General features: G+C 64.9%; 19 protein-coding genes. 13 read left to right on the top strand and 6 right to left on the bottom strand.

Going from position 1 to position 21,755, the window contains the following annotated elements; genetic code table 11:
* The first annotated feature begins 2 nt into the window (after positions 1 to 2).
* The 6 genes from JHX88_RS21200 to JHX88_RS21175 all read left to right on the top strand — a co-directional run bounded on the left by JHX88_RS21200 (position 3) and on the right by JHX88_RS21175 (position 5,898).
* Positions 3 to 722, top strand: coding sequence for an SDR family oxidoreductase (locus JHX88_RS21200; RefSeq protein ID WP_076526845.1), 720 nt, complete (start codon positions 3 to 5; stop codon positions 720 to 722).
* Between the two features lie 241 nt (positions 723 to 963).
* Positions 964 to 2,052 (top strand): NAD/NADP-dependent octopine/nopaline dehydrogenase family protein, encoded by a 1,089-nt coding sequence (locus JHX88_RS21195; protein WP_076526844.1) that lies wholly within the window; start codon positions 964 to 966, stop codon positions 2,050 to 2,052.
* Entirely contained in the window at positions 2,049 to 3,065 is a 1,017-nt protein-coding gene (locus JHX88_RS21190) for a 3-hydroxybutyryl-CoA dehydrogenase (RefSeq protein WP_076526843.1), read from the top strand. The genes JHX88_RS21195 and JHX88_RS21190 overlap by 4 nt, the downstream gene beginning before the upstream one ends.
* 18 nt (positions 3,066 to 3,083) lie before the next feature.
* A complete protein-coding gene (gene dctP / locus JHX88_RS21185) occupies positions 3,084 to 4,079 on the top strand; it encodes a TRAP transporter substrate-binding protein DctP (protein WP_076526842.1) in 996 nt (331 codons plus the stop codon).
* Positions 4,080 to 4,083: 4 nt separating this feature from the next.
* A complete protein-coding gene (locus JHX88_RS21180; protein WP_176011460.1) occupies positions 4,084 to 4,587 on the top strand; it encodes a TRAP transporter small permease in 504 nt (167 codons plus the stop codon).
* Positions 4,588 to 4,599: 12 nt separating this feature from the next.
* Positions 4,600 to 5,898 carry a TRAP transporter large permease gene (locus JHX88_RS21175; RefSeq protein WP_272848313.1) on the top strand — a complete coding sequence of 433 codons (1,299 nt, stop codon included), beginning with the start codon at positions 4,600 to 4,602 and terminating at the stop codon, positions 5,896 to 5,898.
* 21 nt (positions 5,899 to 5,919) lie between these two features.
* Here JHX88_RS21175 and JHX88_RS21170 read toward each other — a convergent pair whose 3' ends face one another.
* Entirely contained in the window at positions 5,920 to 6,909 is a 990-nt protein-coding gene (locus JHX88_RS21170) for a formylglycine-generating enzyme family protein (protein ID WP_272848312.1), read from the bottom strand.
* 179 nt (positions 6,910 to 7,088) lie between these two features.
* On the opposite strand from JHX88_RS21170, the gene JHX88_RS21165 reads away from it, so the two are divergent.
* From JHX88_RS21165 to JHX88_RS21145, 5 genes are all read left to right on the top strand, one after another.
* Positions 7,089 to 8,702: an arylsulfatase gene (locus JHX88_RS21165; RefSeq protein ID WP_076526839.1), complete on the top strand. Its 1,614-nt coding sequence runs from the start codon at positions 7,089 to 7,091 to the stop codon at positions 8,700 to 8,702.
* A 34-nt stretch (positions 8,703 to 8,736) separates the two neighbouring features.
* Positions 8,737 to 9,786 (top strand): TRAP transporter substrate-binding protein, encoded by a 1,050-nt coding sequence (locus JHX88_RS21160; protein ID WP_076526838.1) that lies wholly within the window; start codon positions 8,737 to 8,739, stop codon positions 9,784 to 9,786.
* Between the two features lie 103 nt (positions 9,787 to 9,889).
* Positions 9,890 to 10,426, top strand: a complete 537-nt coding sequence (locus JHX88_RS21155) for a TRAP transporter small permease (RefSeq protein WP_076526837.1) — start codon at positions 9,890 to 9,892, stop codon at positions 10,424 to 10,426.
* 4 nt (positions 10,427 to 10,430) lie between these two features.
* Positions 10,431 to 11,711, top strand: coding sequence for a TRAP transporter large permease (locus JHX88_RS21150; protein ID WP_076526836.1), 1,281 nt, complete (start codon positions 10,431 to 10,433; stop codon positions 11,709 to 11,711).
* Between the two features lie 36 nt (positions 11,712 to 11,747).
* A complete protein-coding gene (locus JHX88_RS21145) occupies positions 11,748 to 12,482 on the top strand; it encodes a GntR family transcriptional regulator (RefSeq protein ID WP_076526835.1) in 735 nt (244 codons plus the stop codon).
* A gap of 22 nt (positions 12,483 to 12,504) precedes the next feature.
* Here JHX88_RS21145 and JHX88_RS21140 read toward each other — a convergent pair whose 3' ends face one another.
* The 5 genes from JHX88_RS21140 to hutI all read right to left on the bottom strand — a co-directional run bounded on the left by JHX88_RS21140 (position 12,505) and on the right by hutI (position 19,558).
* Complete coding sequence (locus JHX88_RS21140) at positions 12,505 to 14,193, bottom strand: HAL/PAL/TAL family ammonia-lyase (protein WP_076526834.1); 1,689 nt, start codon at positions 14,191 to 14,193, stop codon at positions 12,505 to 12,507.
* 71 nt (positions 14,194 to 14,264) lie between these two features.
* On the bottom strand, positions 14,265 to 15,929 hold the full coding sequence (gene hutU / locus JHX88_RS21135; protein ID WP_076526833.1) for a urocanate hydratase: 1,665 nt from the start codon (positions 15,927 to 15,929) through the stop codon (positions 14,265 to 14,267).
* Positions 15,930 to 16,030: 101 nt separating this feature from the next.
* Positions 16,031 to 16,825: an N-formylglutamate deformylase gene (gene hutG, locus JHX88_RS21130; protein WP_272848311.1), complete on the bottom strand. Its 795-nt coding sequence runs from the start codon at positions 16,823 to 16,825 to the stop codon at positions 16,031 to 16,033.
* Entirely contained in the window at positions 16,822 to 18,363 is a 1,542-nt protein-coding gene (gene hutH / locus JHX88_RS21125; protein WP_076526831.1) for a histidine ammonia-lyase, read from the bottom strand. The genes hutG and hutH overlap by 4 nt, the downstream gene beginning before the upstream one ends.
* Positions 18,356 to 19,558 (bottom strand): imidazolonepropionase, encoded by a 1,203-nt coding sequence (gene hutI, locus JHX88_RS21120; protein ID WP_076526830.1) that lies wholly within the window; start codon positions 19,556 to 19,558, stop codon positions 18,356 to 18,358. Before hutI ends, hutH begins: the two co-directional genes overlap by 8 nt.
* Before the next feature lie 121 nt (positions 19,559 to 19,679).
* Between hutI and JHX88_RS21115 the strand changes: the two genes are divergently transcribed.
* Complete coding sequence (locus tag JHX88_RS21115) at positions 19,680 to 21,044, top strand: formimidoylglutamate deiminase (RefSeq protein ID WP_076526829.1); 1,365 nt, start codon at positions 19,680 to 19,682, stop codon at positions 21,042 to 21,044.
* A complete protein-coding gene (locus tag JHX88_RS21110) occupies positions 21,041 to 21,754 on the top strand; it encodes a GntR family transcriptional regulator (RefSeq protein ID WP_076526828.1) in 714 nt (237 codons plus the stop codon). The genes JHX88_RS21115 and JHX88_RS21110 overlap by 4 nt, the downstream gene beginning before the upstream one ends.
* Position 21,755: the final 1 nt, after the last annotated feature.

Genomic DNA, 21,755 nt, shown 5'->3' with positions numbered 1-21,755 from the left:
GAATGAGCGATTACACGGCCGTCATCACCGGCGGAAACAAGGGCATCGGCGCCGATCTGGCGCAGGCGATGCGGGGGCGGGGCTGGCATGTCGTCTCGATCGCGCGGCACCGATCCGGGGCCGAGGGGATCGAGGAGGTCACCGCCGATCTGGCCGATCAGCAGGCCGTGACCCAAACCGCAGCCGAGATCGCCGCGCGGCACCGGGTGACGCATCTGGTCCATAATGCCGGGATCATCCTGCCCAACCTGATCGAGGATGCCCGCGTCGAAGAGATGCAGACCCTCACCCAGCTTCACTTGGGCGCGGCACTGCAATTACTACAGGCCTTCCTGCCCGCGATGAAAGAGCGGGGTTTCGGGCGAGTGCTGTTCAACGGCTCTCGCGCGGCGCTCGGGGCGAAGACGCGGACATCCTATTCGGCCAGCAAGGCGGGCATCATCGGCATGGCCCGGACATGGGCGCTGGAGCTTGCCCCGCATGGGATCACCGTCAATGTCGTCGCCCCCGGTCCGGTGCAGACCGACAATTTCTGGGGCATCGTCCCGAAAGGCAGCGATGCCGAAAGCGACCTTGCCGCGCGCCTGCCGGTCGGACGGCTCGGCACGGTCGAGGATATCACCCGCGCCTTCATGTTCTTTGCCGAACCCGAGGCCGGGTTCGTCTCCGGGCAAACGCTTTATGTTTGCGGCGGCGCGAGTATCGGCGGGGTGCCGATCTAGAGGCGCGGGCAGGATTGCGTCCCGCGATGGCCGGGGGCGCTTCGCCCCCCGGACCCCCAGAGGATATTTGCATGAAGAAGAGACACGCGGGCCGCCCAAAGGAGCAATCCGCGAAATGAGTTGGTCCGCGCTTATATGTGCAAATGCATATTTACAAATTTGAAATATTATTATAGCAAGGCGTGGCATCTGCTCATTTTCATCAATCTATTCGCAGTGACATCGATGAACAGGAGGAAAGATGAAGATAGCAGTGATAGGCGGAGGGAATGGGTGTTTTGCCGCCGTGGCGGATTTCGCCGAGGCCGGGCATCAGATTGGCTGGTGGCGGCGTAACGGGCCGCAATCCGACGCATCCGAGCTGACCCTGATCGACCACAAGGGCAGCCGCGAGATTGCCGTCCGGGCGACCGATGATCTGGCAGCGGCGCTGGACGGCGCCGAGCTGATCTTTATCCCGACGCCCGCCTTCTCGCAGGAAGATATCGCCCGCAGCCTTGCCCCGCATCTGCGGGACGGGCAGGTGATCTTCCTCGCCCCCGGCAGTTTCGGCAGCCTGCGCATGGCGCAAATCCTGCGCGAGGCCGGTTGCAGCGCCGATATCGCGCTGGCCGAAACCGGCACCTTGCCATGGCTCGCGCGCAAGCAGGGGCCGGATGCCGTGCGCATCACCACCCGCGCCTCGCGCCTGCCGACCGGTGTCTTTCCCGCAAGGCTGACCGATCGCGCCCTGGAGATTATAGGACGCGCCTTTCCCGGCGTGATCGAACGGTCCGAGGACGCATTGTCCGGCGCGCTGATGAATGCCGGGCCGATCATCCACCCGCCGCTGATCCTGATGAATGCCGGACCGATCGAGCATTTCGACCGTTGGGATATCCATAACGAGGGCACGCAACCCTCGATCCGCCGAATCCATGACGCGCTGGACGGGGAACGCATCACCCTGCGCGAGACGCTTGGATATACCGCCCCGCATTTCCCGCTGCGAGATCATTACGAGACCGACCAGTGGATGTATGGCAACCTGGCCCATGACAAGCTGGTGGGCTCGGGCGATTGGCATGAAAAGCTGAATCTCGACGATCACCGCTACATGAGCGAAGACATCGCCTATGGCCTTGCGCTGCTGGTCTCGGTCGCCGATTGGGCCGGGGTCGATGTGCCGGTGGCCAAGGGGCTGCTGGCGCTGGCCTCTGCGGTGACCGGGCGGGATCTGCGCCACGGGCCGCGCACGATCGAGGCGATGGGTCTGTCGGGCCTGAGCCGGGCCGAGATGACCGAGCTTTTGCAGGGTGGCAAGCTGTCACTGGCCGGGGCGGCGGCATGAGCCGGCGGCCGGTCCTCTGCCTCGGCGCGGGCCGGATGGGCCGGGGGATCGCCCATGCCATGGCGCATGGCGGGCATGATGTCCGGCTTCTGGACATGAAACCCCGCGATCCGGCGGATTTCCGGCGCCTGAAAGACGAGGCGCTGGCCGAAATCGGCAGCAGCCTGAGCATGGTCGCGGATCTGGGCGGGTTCGATCCCGCGCTTGTCGGTGACATCCTTGGCCGGGTCTCGGTCCACCCGGCGGATCGGGCCGAGGCCGCTTTTGCCGGGGCCGAGCTGATCTTCGAGGCGGTGCCGGAAACCCACGACGCCAAGGCCGCCGCTTTTGCGCTGGTGGATCGCCACGCGGAAAGCGACGCGATCCTTGCCTCGACCACCTCCACCATGCTGGCAACCGAACTGGCGGGCCTGACCGCCCTGCCCGGCCGGACGCTGAACGCGCATTGGCTCAACCCCGCCTTCCTCGTGCCGCTGGTCGAGATCAGCCCGAGCGACCAGACCGAGCCCGACACCCTCGCCCGGCTGGAACGGATCCTCGAACAGCTTGGCAAGGTTCCGGTGCGCTGCAAGGCTTCGCCCGGCTATATCGTCCCGCGCATCCAGGCATTGGCGATGAACGAGGCGGCGCGGCTGGTCGAAGAGGGCGTGGCCAGCGCCGAAGACGTCGACCGCGCGGTGAAATACGGCTTCGGCCTGCGCTTCGGGGTTCTGGGGCTGTTGGAATTCATCGATTGGGGCGGTGGCGACATCCTGTTTCACGCCAGCCGCTACATGACGCAGGCGACCGGGGAGCAGCGCTTTGCCGCCCCCGCCATCGTCAATGACAAGATGGAGAACGGCCAGATCGGTCTGCGGACCGGACAGGGCTTCTTTGATTACTCGGACCGCGACATCGACGCCTATCGCCGCGAACGGCTTGGGGCGTTCCTGGCGGCGGTCCGCAATGCGGGACTGTGGAACCAGCCCGTCACGAGCGCGGATGAGCCGCGCCGATCCCCGCCAGAACAATGACCAGCAGGAGTTGACCGAATGAAACCCCCCCGCCAGATGTTCAGACTATTCGCCGCCAGCGGCCTCGTCGCGCTTATGGGCAGCGCGGCGGCTTATGCCGAAACCACGCTCAAGGCCGTCTCGGCCTTTCCGCCGAACCTTGCCTTCGCGCAGAGCTTCCAGGGCTTCGTCGAACTGGTGAACGAACGCGGCAAGGGCGTGGTGCAGATCCAGATGATGGGCGGGCCCGAGGTCTTTCCGCCCAACCAGCAAATCGACGCCGTCAGCCGTGGCATCGTCGATATGCAATACGGCCCCGCCACCTACTCCATCGGCTCGCTGCCCGAGGCCTATGCCTTTGTCGGCGGCACCGTCGATCCGGTGGAAACCCGCGAGAATGGCGGGCTGGAAGTGATGCGCGAGGCGATGCTCGAGAAGCTGGGCGTCTATCTGCTTGGCCGCCCGGATTCGGATATTCGCTTCTATATCTACACCGTCGGCGAGCCAAAGCGCACCGAGGATGGCGGCGTGGACCTGTCGGGCATGCAGCTTCGCGCCCTGCCGATCTATAACAAGTTCTTCGAATCCCTTGGCGCGGTGCCGATCTCGGTTCCGGTGCCCGATGTCTATACCGGGCTGGAGCGGAACACCTTCGACGGGCTGGGCTTTCCGATGATCGGGATACGCGATTTGTCCTGGGACAAGTTCCTGAAATACCGCATCGATCCGGGTTTCTTCCAGGGCGATCTGTCGATCGTGCTCAATCCCGAAGCCTGGGAGGGGCTGGCGCCCGAGGCACAAGAGTTGCTGACACAGGCCGCCGCCGATTGGGAAGTCCAGAGCGGCGAACATTTCACGGAACTGGCCAAGGAAACCGAGGCCGAGCTTGCCGAAGCCGGGGTCGAGACCTTCCAGCTTGAAGGCGAGGCCGCCGAGGCATTCCTCGATGCCGCCTATGACACTTCGTGGCAGGCATTGGAGGATTCGGGGTCGGCCTATTACGACCGGCTGCGCGAAACCTTCTACGATCGCTGAGGGCATGATGGCCATTCTGGGCAAGCTGTATTCGGGCCTGATTCACCTGCTAGCGGGATTTGCCGTGATCTCGCTTCTGGTGGCAACCGGGCTGATCCTTGGCGATGTGACAATGCGCTTTCTGGGGCTGGGCTCCATCCGGGCCTCGAGCACGCTGATCGAATATGCGCTGCTCTTCGCGACCATGCTTGGGGCGCCATGGCTGATGCGCCGGCGCGGGCATATCACCGTCACCTCGCTGGTCGAGCTGCTCCCGCCCACAGGCCGGAAATTCGCCGGGGCGCTGGCCCTCGCCATCTCGACGCTCACGCTGCTGATCCTCGGCTGGCGCTCGGCGATGGTCGGATATGACAAGTGGTTGCGGGGCGGCATGGATGTCCGGTCCATCGCGGTGCCGGAATGGATTTCTTACGGCATCCTCGCCACCGGCTTCATCCTGATGGGCACCGAATGCCTGCGGCTGATCCTGCAACGACGTTTCGAGCCGCAGGGCTCGGTCTCGGCATAGGGAGGGGCAAGGATGAGCTGGCAAGCGGCGGCGCTGCTTTTGGGTGGCGGAGTCATGTTCCTGATGGCCCTGGGCACGCCCGTGGTCATCGCCTTCCTGACGGTCAACCTGATCGGCGCGGTGGCCTTCATGGGCGGGCTGGGCGGGATCGACCAGCTGATCGCCAATGCGACCTCCTCGATCACCTCTTTCGCGCTGGTCCCGGTGCCGCTCTTCATCCTGATGGGAGAGCTGCTGTTCCATACCGGCATGGCGGTGCGGGTCTTCGACGCGCTGGACAAGATCCTTGGCGCGATCCGGGCGCGGCTGGCCTATCTGACGGTGATCGGCGGCACGATCTTCGCCACGCTGTCAGGCAGTTCGATCGCCAATACCGCCATGCTCGGCTCGACCCTGATGCCCGACATGGAAAAGCGCGGCTACAAGAAAAGCCTGATCATGGGCCCGATCATCGCCACCGGCAGCATCGCGATGATCATCCCGCCCTCGTCGCTGGCGGTGCTGTTGGGCTCGCTGGCCAAGATCGATGTCGGCGCGTTGCTTCTGGCGGGCGTGGTGCCGGGGATCATCCTGTCGGTCATGTATCTGGCGGTGATCCGGCTGCATGTCTGGATCGACCCCGAGGCCGCGCCGCCGGTCTCGCCTGTCTCGGTGCCGACCCGCGAAAAGGCGCTGGCGATGCTTCGCGATGTCGCGCCGATGGGGCTGGTGATCTTCGCCGTGATCGGGCTGATCATCCTCGGCGTGGCCAGCCCGACCGAATCCGCCGCCTTCGGGGTGCTGGCAGTGGCAATCCTGGCGCTGTTCTATGGCAAGCTGCGCTGGCCGGCGGTCGAGAAGGCCCTATGGGGCACATTGTCGGTCTCGGTCATGATGCTGGTGATCATCCTCGCCTCCTCGACCTTCTCGCAACTTCTGGCCTTTTCCGGCGCCTCTGCGGGGCTGGTCGCATGGATGGCGGGATTCGAGCTTGGACCGCATGCCACCTTGCTCGCCATGCTGGCGGTGCTGGTCCTGCTCGGGATGTTCATGGACCAGTTGTCGATCATGATGCTGACCCTGCCGATCTTCATGCCGCTGATCGCCATGCAGGGGATCGATCCGCTGCAATTCGGCATCATCATGCTGCTGGCGCTGGAGCTGAGCCTTGCCACGCCGCCCTTCGGGTTGCTGCTGTTCGTCATGCTCGGAGTGGCACCGAAAGGCACCTCCATCTGGGAGGTCGTGCGCGCCTGCCTGCCCTACCTGGCCTGCACGCTGGTCCTGATCCTCACCCTGATCTGGCTGCCCGGGCTGATCATCTGGCAATAGGAACCGGCCTGCCGCCGGGCATTACGGATCGGCGGCCACCCGGAAACCGCAATTCCCGGTCGAGCTGTCGGGGTCGTTGCGGGTCCGGGAATGGACATGATAGCGGTCGCAATAGCTGGCATGGCACAGATATGACCCGCCGCGCTGGACCCGCGCATGGCCCTCGGTGGGTCCGGCGGGATCGGTCTCGGGCAGGCGTCCCGCCGGGGGGCGTGGGCCGAAGCGGTCCTGCACCCATTCCCAGACATTGCCGGTCATGTTGAACATGCCATGGCCATTCGCCTCGAAGGCATCGACGGGGGCGGTGCCGGGCCAGCCATCCTCGGCGGTGTTCAGATCCGGGAATTTTCCCTGAAAGGTGTTCATCGCGAAGGCACCGCCAGGCATCATCTCGTCGCCCCAGGGGAACTTGCGCTTGACCAGCCCGCCGCGGGCCGCCCGCTCCCATTCGGCTTCGCGCGGCAGGCGCAGCCCCGCCCAGTTGCAATAGGCCAGCGCGTCATACCAGGCGATATGCACGGCCGGATGGTCCTCGCGACCGGTGATGTCCGAACCTGGCCCCTCGGGCGCCGACCAGCAGGCGCCATCCACCCTGCGCCACCAGCGAAGCCCCGGCGGGCTGATCGGCCATGCCGCCCGGTCGGCCAGGAAAAGGTGGAAGACAAAACTCCAGCCCTCCTGCTCGGCCACGGTCAGGTAGCCGCTGGCCTCGACGAAGCGGGCATAATCGGCATTGGTCACGCTATGGGGCGACATCAGGAAGGGCGAGACCTTCACCTTGCGCCGCGGGCTGTCCAGATCCGCCGGAAAGCTCGAACGGCGGGCGCCCATCTCGTAGATTCCGCCGGGGATCGGCTTCAGCCGCCCGCGCAATTCATCGGTCACGCTTGCCGGGGCGCGGCTGACCTCTTCGGCCTGCTGCAGGAACCATGCATCGCGCTCCATCGGATCGGATGACAGCATGGCACGCGATGCGCCACAACAGGTTTTCCCTTCGCCATCCTTGCCCATCATTCGCCTCCCGGTCGTTGCATTCAACGTTCTGAACCCGGCCTGCCCCGGATTCAAGTCCCGGCGGACGTGGCTTTCTCCCGCCGGACTTTATTGTTGACAAGAATCACTAATGTCAGCACATTTCGGTTGAAGAGGCAAATGTCATAACATTTAAGTCAGCGTGGGATGCAATCATCATGAACCAGCCGAACATCGTTCTGATCCTCAATGACGACATGGGATATTCCGATATCGGCTGTTACGGCGGCGAGGTTGAGACCCCCAACCTGGACCGGCTGGCGCAAAACGGTCTGCGCTATTCGCAATTCTACAACACCGCCCGCTGCTCGCCCTCGCGCGCATCGCTGATGACCGGCCTGCATCCGCATCAGACCGGCATCGGCGTGCTGACCTACAGCATCGGCCCCGAGGGCTATGTCGGCAACCTGGTCGATGAATGCATCACCATTCCCGAACTGCTGAAATCACGCGGCTATCGCACCTACATGTCCGGCAAATGGCATGTCGCGGCGGATCTGGAGAAACCCAACGGCGCATGGCCAACCGAACGGGGCTTCGACGAATTCTACGGCACGGTGATCGGCGCGGGCAGCTTCTATCACCCCAATACCCTCACCCGCGGGCTGGAGAATGTCGAGCATGAGGCGGTCGGGAACCCGGAATTCTTCTATACCGACGCGATCTCGGACCAGGCGGCGGATTATGTGCGCGGGCACAAGGCCGCTCATGCCGATCAACCCTTCTTCATGTATGTCGCCTATACCGCGCCGCATTGGCCCCTGCACGCGCATGACGAGGATATCGCCCGCTACAAGGGCCGCTTCGACGCCGGTTGGGATCGGCTGCGCGAGGAACGGCTGGACCGGCTGGTGCGCGCCGGGCTGATCGACGCGTCGTGGCAGCTGACCGATCGCGATCCGTCGCAACCGCCCTTCGAGGAGGCCGGGAACAAGGAATGGCTGTGCCGGCTGATGGAGGTCTATGCCGCGCAGATCGACCGGATGGACCAGGGCATCGGGCGGATATTGGAGGCGCTGGAACAGAACGGCCAGATGGACAACACGATCATCGTCTTTCTGTCGGATAATGGCGGCTGCGCCGAGGATATCCCCGAGGATGTCGATCCCCGGCAACTGGTCGAGGATCTGAAGATCGCCCAGTACCGGACCCGCGACGGCCGCCCGGTCACCATCGGCAACGATCCGTCGATCATGCCGGGGGGCGAGGACACCTATCAAAGCTATGGCATCCCCTGGGCCAACCTGTCCAATTCACCATTCCGGCTCTACAAGCATTTTACCCATGAGGGCGGGATCGCCACACCGCTGATCGTGCATTGGCCCGAAGAGGTCGAAGCAGGCGGTATCCGTCATGTTCCCGGTCAGCTGCCCGATATCATGGCGACGATCCTGGACATCACCGGGGCCGAATATCCGGCAGCGCGCGACGGCCATGCCATCCCGCCCTGCGAAGGCGTCAGCCTTCGCCCCTCGTTCCGGCAGGACGTCACGCGCGAGGAACCGCTGTTCTGGGAACACGAGGGCAATGCCGCCATGCGCGACGGCAAGTGGAAACTGGTCCGCCGCTATCCCGGCCCATGGGAGCTTTACGACATGGAGGCCGACCGGACCGAGATGCATGACATGGCCGGGCAGCATCCCGACCGGGTCGAGCGGATGGCGGCCGGCTGGCAGGAATGGGCGGATCGCTGCGGGGTGATCCCGCGCGAGAAGATCCTTGAAATCATGAAAGCACAGGGCGTCGAAGCGTTCTGGGAAGAGGATGCCTGACCCGAAAATCAGGTACGAAACGGGAGGAGAAAAGATGTTCGATATTGCAAGACGCAGCCTGCTGGCAGGCGCCGGGATCATGGCGCTGTGTTCCGGGGCCTTCGCACAGGAAAGCCATACGTTCCGGCTGGCCAATGTGCTGTCATCCACGGATGTGACCGCCGCGGGCGTCGAAAAATTTGCCGAACTGGTCAACGAGAAATCCGACGGCCGGATCACCATCGAGGTCTTCCATGGCGGCCAGCTCGGCTCGGGTGTCGAGACATTCGAGGCGGTCAAGAACGGCAACCTGGATTTCGCCGCCGACAGCTTCGCCAACCTGGCCTCGATCACCCCGGCTTTCGAGGTCTTCCATTTTCCGTTCCTGTTCGAGAGCCGCGCCCAGTTGCTGAACGCCATGGGAAGCGAAAAGGTGCAGGAGCGCGTCAACGGGGAACTGGAACCCGTCAACCTCAAATGGTTCTCGACCTTCGAGATCGGCGGCCCGCGCGAGGTCGGCACCTCGACGAAGAAGATCGAGACGGCCGAGGATCTGGCCGGGATGAAGTTCCGCGCCTCGCGCTCGCCGCTGGAGATCGGCAGCCACGAGGCCTGGGGCGCGGCGGGCGTCACGGTGGACTGGCCGCAGACCCCGGAATCGGTGCGGCTTGGCATGGTGGACGGACTGACCGTGCCCTATGCCAGCTTTTATTCGGCCAAGTTCCACGAGGGCGGGCTGATCAAGTACATGCTGGACCTGAATTTCCAGAACTACGCCTCTGTCCTGGTGGTCAATGCCGAGAAATATGCCGCGCTTCCCGAGGACGTGACATCCGTTCTGGAGGAAGCCGCGCAGGAAGCGCATGAATGGCATGTCGATTACGTGGCCGATTACGTCACCCGGAATGTCGCCGAGATGAAGGAGGCGGGTGTCGAGGTCTATAGCCTACCGCCCGAGGAATACGAGAAGGTCAAGGAGATGACCATCGACAAGGTCTGGGGCGAATTCGTGGGCCAGCCGGGGATGGAGCAGGACAAGATCGACCTGATCCAGTCCGAAGCCGGAGAGATCGGCGATGGCGGTTGGGGCTACAGTATCGAGTGATCGGGACTTGCGTCCCGCGCCGGCCGGGGGGCTTCGCGCCCCCCGGCACCCCCCGCGGGATATTTGCATGAAGAAGAAACAAGACGGGCAGGATACTGGATAGATGACGCGGGACCGGATTCACGCAAGGCTGTTGCGGATCGAGCATTCGCTTTATGTCACCGTTCGGGCGATCTGCATCGCCTTGCTGGGACTGATCGTGATCGCCATCAGCGCCGCCATCTTCGCCCGCTTCATTATCTTCACACCTCTGAATTTCGCCGATCCGCTGTCGAAATACCTGATGCAGTGGATCGCCTTCCTCGGCGTGGGGCTGGCCATGCGCCGGGGTGAGCATGTGCTGGTCAGCGCCCTGTCCGACCGGCTTTCGCTTCGGATACGGCGCGGGCTTGCCCTGGCGATCCTGCTGGCCGTGGCGGGGCTGTTCACGGTGATCCTGGTCTATGGCTGGCAATATGCGATGTCCGGCCTGACCTCTTCCGACCCCTTCGTCTTCGGCGTGCCGATGGTCATTCCCTATCTGTCGGTGCCTGTCGGCGCGCTCTATGCCGTGGTGCAGGCGCTGCTGACTGCCGGGATCACCCTGACCGGACCGCGAGACGAAGACCCACTGCCCCATGCCGCCACACAGGGAATCTGACGCCATGCTTGCCATCTACCTGATCGCCTTCCTGGTTCTGATCACCCTGTCGGTTCCCATCGCCTTTTCCCTGGGGCTGGCCACGGTCACGGTCTTCTGGCTGGACGGCCAGCCACTGTCGCTTTTCGCGCAGCGGCTCTGGACCGGGCTGGACAAGTTCACGCTGGTCGCCCTGCCGCTGTTCATCCTTGCCGGAGAGCTGATGGGCGGATCGGGCATCCTGTCGCGGCTGCTGGATTTCTCGCGCCTGCTGGTCGGACGGATCAAGGGCGGGCTGCTGCATATCAATGTCCTGGTGTCGATCTTCTTCGGCGGCATCAACGGTTCGGCCATCGCCGATACCAGCGCGGTGGGCTCGATGCTGATCAAGGCCACCGAAAAGGAATATGGAGAGCCGGACCTGGCGGCGGCTGTGACGGCGGTCTCCTCGGTGATCGGTCCCATCGTGCCGCCCAGCCTGCCGATGCTGATCTATGCCTTCGCGGCCGGGAACGTCTCGATCGCGGCGCTGTTCCTGGCCGGGGTGGTGCCCGGAATCCTGTTGGGCATCACCCTGCTGGTCGCGACGGCGCTGATCGTCAGCGGCAAGGACTATCCGCGCGACACCACCCGCTACGGTCTTCGCGACATATTCAGGATCTCCCGGCGCTTCCTGGTCGCGGCCGTCCTGCCGGTGATCATGGTCGCGGGCGTGGTCGGCGGCTTTGCCACCCCCACCGAGGCCGGCTGCCTGGCCATCGTTTATGCGCTTTTCGCAGGCTTCTTCATCACCCGCGAGCTCAGCTGGGCGCAGGTCTTCGCGGCGATGGAGCGCACCGTGCTGGTCACCGCCGTGGTGATGATCATCATCGCCTTCGGCAATGTCTCGACCTGGTGGCTGACCATCGAGGGCGTGCCGCGCGCCGTGTCGGATTACGTGCAGGGCGTCACCGCCAGCCCGGTCATGTTCATCGCCATCATGCTGGTGGTCTACCTGGTCGTCGGCATGTTCATCGAGCAGGCCGCGGCGATGGTCATGCTGGTGCCGATCTTCGCGCCGCTGGCCCAAAGCTATGGCATCGACCCGGTGCAATTCGGGCTGTTCACCTGCATGACGCTGGCGCTCGGCCTGGTGACGCCGCCGGTGGGGCTGTGCCTCTTCGTCGCCGCCGGGATCGGCGGGATCAGCGTCGGCCGGGTGATGCGCGCGGCCGTCCCCTACCTGGTCGCGATGTTCATGACGGTGCTGCTGATCGGTTTCGTGCCGCAGATTTACCTGTGGCTGCCGCGCTGGTTCGGCTATTGACCCTGCATTGCCGGTTTTTCCCGCGAGGCCCGTCCGATGACAGACCAGATCCGCTTCGAACCTGACCAGCCCCTGCATGTGCAGGTGCGCGAGATGATCCGCCGGCAGGCGTTGAACGGCGAGCTGGTCGACGAGAGCGGGCGGCTGATGACCGAGGCCCAGCTTGGCCGGCATTTCGGCGTCAGCCGCATCACCATCCGCAGCGCGATCGCGCCGCTGGTCGATAGCGGCCTGTTCGAACGCACGCCCGGTCGCGGCACCTTCCTGCGCAGCAATGAATCCGAGCGCTGGATGGGCCGGCTGCTTGGCTTTCAGGAAGTCATCGCCGAGCAGGGCTATCACCCCGGCGCCGAGATCCTCGACAAGGGCATGACCAATGCGGCGGGCGAGGATATCCATGCCGCCCTGAACGAACGGGCCATCTGGCAATTGCGCCGGGTGCGTTTCGCCGACCAGATGCCGATCGCCATCGAGCATGCCTTCTACCCGCCCGATATCGGGCTGGATTTGCAAGACAGGGACTTGATCAATATCCGCATGTACCAGGTTTTCGACGACGAGCTTGGCCTGCGGATCGGGACCGCCCGGCAGTCCATCAGCGCGCGCCTGTCGACCGGGGAAGAGCAGCGGCTCTTGCAGCTTGATGGGCTGACCGCGCTGATCGAGATGCAGCGGCTGACATTATCAACCGATGGCCGCCCGCTTGAATTGCTGCGGGCGGTCTATCGGTCGGATTATTTCCGCTTTGCCATCGACCTGACGCGCGCCTGAGCCGAAGCGGGTTCTGCCCCGCCTAGGGTGCCGGTTGACCGTCCGGCGCTGCCGGATATGCCGTCAGGAAATCGTAACCGGCGCTGAAATCCTCGGAAAACACCCGGTCCTGGTCGACGAAGGGCACATGTTCGCGATAGCTTTCCAGCAAGGGCCCGGTCCGTGCACCAAGCTTTTCCGGTTCCCGCAGATCGACCGCCTGCGCGGCGTGCAGAAGCTGCACCGACGACATCCAGTAGAGATTGTCGAGAATCCCGTCCAGATTGGCGACCGCGAGCGGCGCATTGCTGTTGAGATCCTCGATATTGCCCGACATCGCGATCGACTCCACCGCGGGATGTGCGCCAAGCTGCCGGTTCTCGGCCAGAAGCGCCACAAGCGGTTTCTGGATCGCGCCGAAGGCATGGCCGTCATTCTCCGGCGCGGACAGGAAACGCGGCAGTTTCGTCTTGTCCGGATTCTCGAAACGGATGGTCTGCATCGCGATGGCCTGCGACAGGCGCACCAGCGAGACATTCAACTGTTCGACCCGCGTCGCGATCGGCAGCATCTCGAAATTGGCGGTCGGGAAGATCGCCCCGGAAATATCGCCCTCGACATGATATCCCCGGACCTGCGGCTCCGCATCCTGCCCGGAGGCACCGACGATCACCGAGGGGTTGTCATCGCCGTGATTGATCTGGATCAGCAGGGCCTCGCGCAGATCCCGCTCGGCCAACAGGCTGCTTCCCAGCACATAGGCCATGGTCCGGAAGGACAGCGGATCCTGAAGTGCCCGATCCTCCGAAGGCTCCCACAGATAGCTGCCCTGCAGCGCCTCGCGGATCGGCGCGGCCCCTGCGAGATTGTCGGGATAGGGGCGGATGTCATTCGTGGCTTCCAGGAAGGGGGCGACATTGCCGTTGAATCCTTCAAGGGTCAGTGCGTAGACGACGGTCGCCTTTTCCAGGTAATCCCGAAGATCATGAGCCAGAAGCGCGGCCTTGCCGGCCGTCAGCGCATTGGTGCTGAGGATCGACAGGAAATCCTTGCCAATCGGCGATAACGGCTCGATCCCGGCCTGCTCCAGCGCCTCTGCCGCCGCGATACGCTCGCCATTTCGGAACACCTCGCCCTCGCCGACCATCGCCAGGCCGATATGCGATGCCAGGGTGATATCCGCCTCTCCGACCGACCCGCGCGAGGGAACGACCGGCGTGATCCCCTCTTCGAGAAGGCGGCGATACATCTCGGCAAGCTCTGGCTGCACCCCGGCCTGACCGGTGGCGATCTGGTTCAGGCGGATCGCCATCCCGGCGCGGACAGTCTCGACCGGCATCGGATCGCCCGCCCCGGCACCATGGGCGCGAAGCGAATTGAGGTTGAACTTGCGCGATTGGGTCAGCAATTCCTCGGCAAGCACCGCCTCGCCATCCTTCATGGTCACGACCGGCCGGTCCTTGTTCCAGCCGACGCCCACGGTCAGCCCGTAAACCGCCTTGTCCTGCAGGGCGGCCTCCATCACCAGGTCAAAACCCTGTTCAATCTGCGCCTGCGCCCGCGCCGTCAGCTCGATCTCGGCCTCGGTGTCGCGCGCAAGGCCCGCCACGTCCTCCACCGTCAGGCTTTCTCCGTCCAACACCCAACTGGCAGCATCGGCGTCGCCAGCCAGGAATGCCGAGACAAGAAATGCAGGGATATATGCACCACCTGTCCTGCCCATGATCCTCATGTCACGTCCCTCCCTCTCGATTGACTTCCTCCAGCGGCCGGCATGCCGGCCCCCCGCCCCGGCCCGGTCCCTTACAGGATACCGGGCAGGTTCAGCTGATATTCGCGCGCGCAGTCGAGGGCGATGTCATAGCCCGCATCGGCATGGCGCATCACCCCGGTCGCCGGGTCGTTCCACAGCACCCGCGCGATCCGCGCATCGGCATCCTTGCTGCCATCGCAGCAGATCACCATGCCGGAATGCTGCGAAAAGCCCATGCCGACGCCGCCGCCGTGATGCAAGCTGACCCATGTCGCCCCCGAGGCCGTGTTCAGCAGCGCATTCAAAAGCGGCCAGTCCGACACCGCGTCCGAGCCGTCCTTCATCGCCTCGGTCTCGCGGTTGGGCGAGGCGACCGAGCCGGAATCCAGGTGGTCGCGGCCGATCACGATCGGGGCCTTCAATTCGCCATTGCGGACCATCTCGTTGAAGGCGAGGCCCAGCTTGTGGCGCAGCCCCAGCCCGACCCAGCAAATCCGCGCGGGCAGGCCCTGGAAGCTGATCCGGTCGCGGGCCATGTCCAGCCATTTATGCAGATGCGGGTCGTCTATCAGTTCCTTCACCTTGGCGTCGGTGCGATAGATATCCTCCGGATCGCCCGACAGCGCCGCCCAACGGAACGGGCCGATGCCGCGGCAGAAAAGCGGGCGGATATAGGCGGGCACGAAGCCGGGGAAGGCAAAGGCGTTCTCAAGCCCCTCCTCCTTGGCGACCTGCCGGATATTGTTGCCGTAATCCAGTGTCGGCACGCCCCCATTCCAGAAATCCACCATCGCGGCGACATGCTCGCGCATGCTGGCGCGGGCGGCCTTTTCGACGGATTTGGGATCGCTTTCCTGACGCGCCCGCCATTCCGCCACGTTCCAGCCCTTTGGCAGATAGCCATGCACCGGATCATGCGCGCTGGTCTGGTCGGTGACGATATCGGGGCGGATGCCGCGGCGGACCAGTTCGGGAAACACCTCCGCCGCATTGCCGATCAGCGCCACCGATTTCGCCTCGCCCGCCTTGGTCCAGCGGGTGATCATGGCGAGCGCCTCGTCGAGGCTATGGGTCTTTTCATCGACATAGCCAGTCCGCTGCCGAAAATCGGCGCGGGTCTCGTCGCATTCCACGGCCAGGCAGCAGGCCCCTGCCATCACCGCCGCCAGCGGCTGCGCGCCACCCATCCCGCCAAGCCCGGCGGTCAGGATCCAGCGGCCGGTCAGATCGCCCTCGTAGTGCTGCCGCCCGGCCTCGACAAAGGTCTCGTAGGTGCCCTGCACGATGCCCTGGCTGCCGATATAGATCCAGGATCCGGCGGTCATCTGGCCATACATGGCCAGCCCCTTCTTATCCAGCTCGTTGAAATGATCCCAATTGGCCCAATGCGGCACGAGGTTGGAATTGGCGATCAGCACCCGGGGCGCGTCCTTGTGGGTCTGGAACACGCCGACCGGCTTGCCGGACTGGACCAGCAGGGTCTGATCCTCCTCCAGCGCCTTCAGGCTGTCCACGATCAGGTCGAAATCCTTCCATGTCCGCGCCGCCCGACCGATACCGCCATAGACGACCAGTTCATGCGGGTTCTCGGCCACGTCCGGATGCAGGTTATTCATCAGCATCCGCATCGGCGCCTCGGTCAACCAGCTTTTCGCGGTGATCTCGGTGCCGGTGGCGGGATATATATCGCGGCTGTTATGACGGGGATTGTTCATGTCTTGCTCCCAAGCAGATCGGAAAACCTGTATTTCTTCTTCACGCAAATATCCTCTGGGGATCCGGGGGGCGAAGCGCCCCCGGCCATCGCGGGACGCAACTATTCGGCCAGCAGCATCGGCGCCAACGCGGCCAACCGGACCAGGATCTCGCGCAGGGGATCCCGCAATGCCTCGGCCTTTCCTTCGTCGTAATCAAAGGGCGGGGTCTCCGTCACCAGATGCGTCGATTGAGCGAGTTCCATCTGGATGGCGTGAACACCAAGCGCGGGCTGGCCGTAATGCCGCGTCGTCCAGCCCCCCTTGAAGCGGCCATTCACGGCCCAACTCAGGCCAGTAGCTTCAACGACCTCGCGTGCGGCGGCCTCGATGCGCGGATCGCAGCTCGCACCCATATTCGTGCCGATATTGAAATCCGGCAGCCTGCCCTCGAAGAGAAACGGGATCTCGCTGCGGATCGAGTGGCAGTCATACAGGATCGCCACGCCATGTTTCGCCCGCACCCGCTCGATTTCAGCGGCGAGCGCGGCGTGATAGGGGGCATGGAAACGCGCCTTGCGTTCGGCGATCTCCTCGGGGCCGGGCGCCTCGGTCCAGATCGGCTCGCCGTCGAAATCGGTCAGCGGCACAAGCCCGGTGGTGTTCTGCCCGGGATAGAGACTGGCATCGTCAGGGCTGCGATTGGCGTCGATGACATAGCGGTGAAACCGCGCCCGCACCGTGGTCGCGCCGGGCAGAAGCCCGTCATAGAGACGGTGTACATGCCAATCCGTATCGGCCAGAACCTGCCCGCTCGTGTTCAGCTTGGCGCGGATATCCTCGGGCAGATAGCCGCAACTATGGGGCAGGCCCAGGATGATCGGGCTGTCGCCCTGGATAATGTCGACGGGATTCACGGGCATACCTCCTTCAGAATATCGGCGGGCACTGCCGCGACCAATGCGCCCGAGCGGACCATCTCGGCCGCCTCGGCCAGGTCGGGGGCCAGGTAACGGTCCTGCTCCAGCGCCGGAATGGTTTCGCGCAACCGGCCGATCACCGCCCGCAACGGGGCGGAGGTCGCCAGGGGCGCGCGGAATTCCACGCCCGCCGCCGCGCAAAGCGCCTCGATGCCGATGATCTGCGACAGGTTGGCATTCATGCGCCGCAAGCGCCGCGCGCCATGGGCGGCCATGCTGACATGATCCTCCTGGTTGGCGCTGGTGGGCGTGGAATCGGTGCTGCAGGGATTGGCCAGATGCTTGTTCTCGCTCATCAGCGCGGCGCTGGTGACCTCGGCGATCATCAGCCCGCTGTTCAGCCCCGGATCGGGGGTCAGGAAAGGCGGCAGGTCATGGCTCAGCGCCGGGTCCACCATCAGCGCGACACGCCGCTGCGCGATGGCGCCGATCTCGGCGATGGCCAGCGCGATCTGGTCGGCGGCGAAGGCTACCGGCTCGGCATGGAAATTCCCCCCCGAGACGATCCGATCCTCGCCCGCCAGCACCAGCGGGTTGTCGGTGGCCGCATTCGCCTCGATCTGCAAGCTGCTTGCCGTCTGCCAGAGCAGATCAAGACAAGCCCCGGTGACCTGTGGCTGGCAGCGGATGCAATAAGGGTCCTGTACGCGGGCATCGCCCTCGCGGTGGCTTTCGCGGATCTCGCTGCCCTCCATCAGCCCCCGGATGACCTGCGCCGACAGGATCTGGCCGCGATGCCCCCGCAGCTGGTGGATCTCGTTCAGGAAAGGCGCGGTCGAGCCCATGATCGCGTCGGTGGACAGCGCCGAGGTGATCAGCGCGGCACGGGCCGAGGCAAAAGCCTCGAACAGCCCGGCCAGCGCGAAAGCGGTCGAGACCTGCGTGCCGTTGATCAGCGCCAGCCCCTCCTTGGCGGCCAGCACCACCGGCGCCAGTCCCGCCGCCGCCAAGGCCTCGGCGCCGCTCATTTCCTGCCCGTCATGGGTGGCGCGGCCCTCGCCCAGCATCACGGCGGCCATATGCGCCAGCGGCGCCAGATCGCCCGAGGCCCCGACCGAACCCTGCGCGGGGATCACCGGCAGCACATCGCGGGCCAGCATTCCCTCGATCAGCGCAATCACCTCGGGGCGCACCCCGGATGCGCCGCGCCCGAGCGACAGAAGCTTCAGCACCATGATCAGCCTTGTGGTCTCGGGTTCGACCGGCTCGCCCACGCCGCAGCAATGCGACAGGATCAGGTTGCGTTGCAGCGTGGCGGTATCCTCGGCCCGGATCTTGATCGAGGCCAGCTTGCCGAAACCGGTATTCACGCCATAGACGGGCCGATCGCCATTCGCGGCGGCCTCGATCTGCGCGGCCGAGGCCATGATGCCCGCGCGGGCGCTGTCATCCAGCCGGACGGCCAGACCCTCGCGCCAGATCCGTTCAAGCTGGGCAAGTGTCGTCTCACCGGGGACAAGGATCAGTTCAGGCAAATTCGCCTCCGTAAATGCGGGCATGAAGCGGGTTGAACCCGATGCGATAGCTCAGTTCGGCCAGATGGGTGATGTCCCAGATGGCCAGATCGGCGCGGTTGCCCACCGCGATCACGCCGCGATCGCCCATGCCAATTGCGCGGGCGGCATGGGCGGTCACCCCCGCCAGGCATTCCGAGGGAGTCATGCGGAACAGCGTCGCCGCCATGTTCATGGTCAGCAGCAGCGAGCTCAACGGCGACGAGCCGGGATTGCAATCCGTGGCCAGCGCCATCGGCACCCCGGCATCGCGCAGCGCCTGCACCGGCGGCAATTGCGTTTCGCGCAACGTATAGAAGGCGCCGGGCAGCAGCACCGCCACCGTGCCCGACGCGGCCATGGCCCCGATCCCATCCGCGCCCAGATATTCCAGGTGATCCGCCGACAGCGCGCCATGTTTCGCGGCCATCGCCGCACCGCCCAGATCCGACAATTGCTCGGCATGCAGCTTGACCGGCAGGCCAAGGCGGGCGGCGTGATCGAAGACCTGCGCGATCTCACCCTGTGTAAAGGCGATGCCTTCGCAGAACCCGTCCACCGCGTCGATCAGCCCCTCGGCATGGGCGCGATCCATGCCCTTGATGACAACATCGCGCAGATAGCCCGCCCGGTCGTCGCTGTATTCCGGCGGCAGGGCATGGGCGGCCAGCCATGTCGTGCGGATGCTCACGCGACGCTCCTGCCCGATCCGGCGGGCCACGCGCAGCATCTTCATCTCGGTCTCGATATCCAGACCATAGCCGGACTTGATCTCCAGCGCGGTCACGCCCTCGGCCAGCAGCGCATCGACGCGCGGCAGGGCCGAGGCCAGCAGGCTGGCCTCATCCGCCTCGCGGGTGTGCTTGACGGTCGACAGGATGCCGCCGCCCGCCCGCGCGATCTCTTCGTAACCCGCGCCTTCCAGCCGCATCTCGAATTCGCGGGCGCGGTCGCCGCCAAAGACGATATGGCTGTGACAATCGATCAGCCCCGGCGTGACGATCCGCCCGCCCAGATCACGGCAAGGCGCAGCGGCGAAACGCTTTGGAAGCGCGGCCGCGTCGCCGATCCAGGCGATTCGACCGCCCTCCATCACAAGGGTGGACGGGTCTGTTACCGTGTAATGCCCTGATTTACCGTCAATCACGGCAAGCTTTGCATTCCCGAGAAGTTGCATGGCACACCCGCTTTCGATTGCTTTTGGCAGCGATATATGTTTAAACTTATTCCTGTTATATGTATAAACCTATTACAGGTCAAACACTGTCCGGCCCGGACCGGCGAAAAAGGGGATCGAGATGACTGTGCTATGGGCGGAACGCGCATTATTGCCCGGCGGATGGGCCAGCAATACCCGGATCGAACTGACGCCAGACGGCCGGATCGCCGGTGTCACGACGGATTCCGCGCCGGATGGGCAGCGGGTCGAGCTGCTGCTGCCCGCGATGGCCAATCTGCATTCCCACGCCTTCCAGCGCGCCATGGCCGGGCTGTCCGAGTCGCGCGGCCCCCATCCCCGCGACACGTTCTGGACATGGCGGCAGATCATGTTCCGCTTTCTCGATCACCTGACCCCCGAGGATGTCGAGGCCATCGCCGCGCTGGTGCAGATGGAGATGCTCGAGGCGGGCTATGCCACCAATGTCGAATTCCATTACCTGCATCACCGCCCCGGCGGCGCGGGCTATGACAATATCGCCGAGATGTCCGAGCGAATCGCCGCTGCCGCCAGCCGGACCGGGATCGGGCTGACGCTCTTGCCGGTGCATTACCAGTTCGGCGGCTGCGACGGGCGGCCGCTCGGCCCCGGACAGGCGCGTTTCGGCACCGACCCGGATGGCTTCGCCCGCCTGCTCGACGCTGCCGAGGCCAGCCTGCGCGGCCTGCCCTCTGACGCCGGAATCGGGGTGGCGCCGCATTCCCTGCGCGCCGTCAGCCCGGAAGGCTTGGCGGCCTGCACCGGGCTGCGTCCGGGCCGCCCCCTGCATATGCACCTAGCCGAGCAGATTCCCGAGATCGAGGAGGTGCAGGCGACCCATGGCCGCCGCCCGGTCGAGTGGCTGCTGGAAAACCACGCCCCGGACCACAACTGGACGCTGATCCACCTGACCCATATGACCGAGGACGAAACCCGCAGGCTGGCCGCGACCGGCGCGGTGGCGGGGCTGTGCCCGATCACCGAATCCAGCCTTGGCGACGGCATCTTCAACGGCACGATCTGGCGCGAGGCCGGGGGTCGGCTCGGCTTCGGCTCGGACAGCAATATCCGTATCTCGCTGATCGAGGAACTGCGCACGCTGGAATACAGCCAGCGCCTGCGTGACACTGCCCGCGCCATCCTCGCGCAGCCCGAACGCTCGACCGGGCGGGTGCTCTACGAGGCCGGACTGGAAGGCGGCGCACGTGCCGCCGGACGCGAAAGCGGCGCGATCCGCGAAGGACTCTGGGCCGATCTCTGCGCGGTGTCGCGACAGAACCCGGTGATGGTCGCGCGCGACGGCGACCAGATGCTGGACAGCCTGATCTTCGCGGGCGGCGATGGATTGATCCGCGATGTCTGGGCGGCGGGACGACATGTGGTCCGCGACGGGCGGCATATCGACCGTGACCGGATCAGTGCCGACTACCTGGCCCGGATCGCCCGTTTGCAGGAGCGGATGTGACCGACCGTCAACCCGGCCTGACCTCGCCCAAGGCGCAGCTCATCGCGGGCGAGGTGCGCCGCCGCATCGTCGGGCGAGAATGGCAGCAGGGCGAACGGATTCCCGACGAGGCCGAGCTGGCCGTCGAATTCGGCGCCGCGCGGGCGACGGTCAACAAGGCGTTGCAACTCCTGGCCGATGAGGGGCTGCTGGACCGCAAGCGGCGGGCAGGCACGCGGGTGGCGGTCAATCCCGCCCGCAAGGCGGTCTTCACGATCCCCATCATCCGCGAACAGATCGAGCGCGCCGGGATGGAATACAGCCATCGCGTCATCGCGCAGCGGCGCAGTCCGGTCCCGGATCCGACGGCCGCGCGGATCGGCGTCCCGGCCGGACGGGAATTCATCCATCTGCGCGCCGTGCATTACGGCGATGACCGGGCCTTCCAGTTCGAGGATCGCTGGATCAACCCGGATTCGGTGCCCGGTCTCGACAAGGTCGATTTCCGCCATCAGAACGCCAATGAATGGCTGGTGCGCAACGCCCCCTATCTGCGCGCGGATATCGCCTTCTCGGCCGAGAATGCCGATGCGCGGGATGCGCGCCTGCTTCATATCCCGAAGGGACAGGCGTTGCTGATCCTGCATCGCACGACATGGAACGACACGGGCCCGATAACGACCGTCCGCATCGCCTGCCATCCGGGTTATGTCATGAGCACCACGAACTGAG

It is taken from the genome of Paracoccus saliphilus, from assembly GCF_028553805.1.
In the GTDB taxonomy this organism is placed as follows: domain Bacteria; phylum Pseudomonadota; class Alphaproteobacteria; order Rhodobacterales; family Rhodobacteraceae; genus Paracoccus; species Paracoccus saliphilus.
This window is presented reverse-complemented; position numbering and strand designations above follow the sequence as displayed.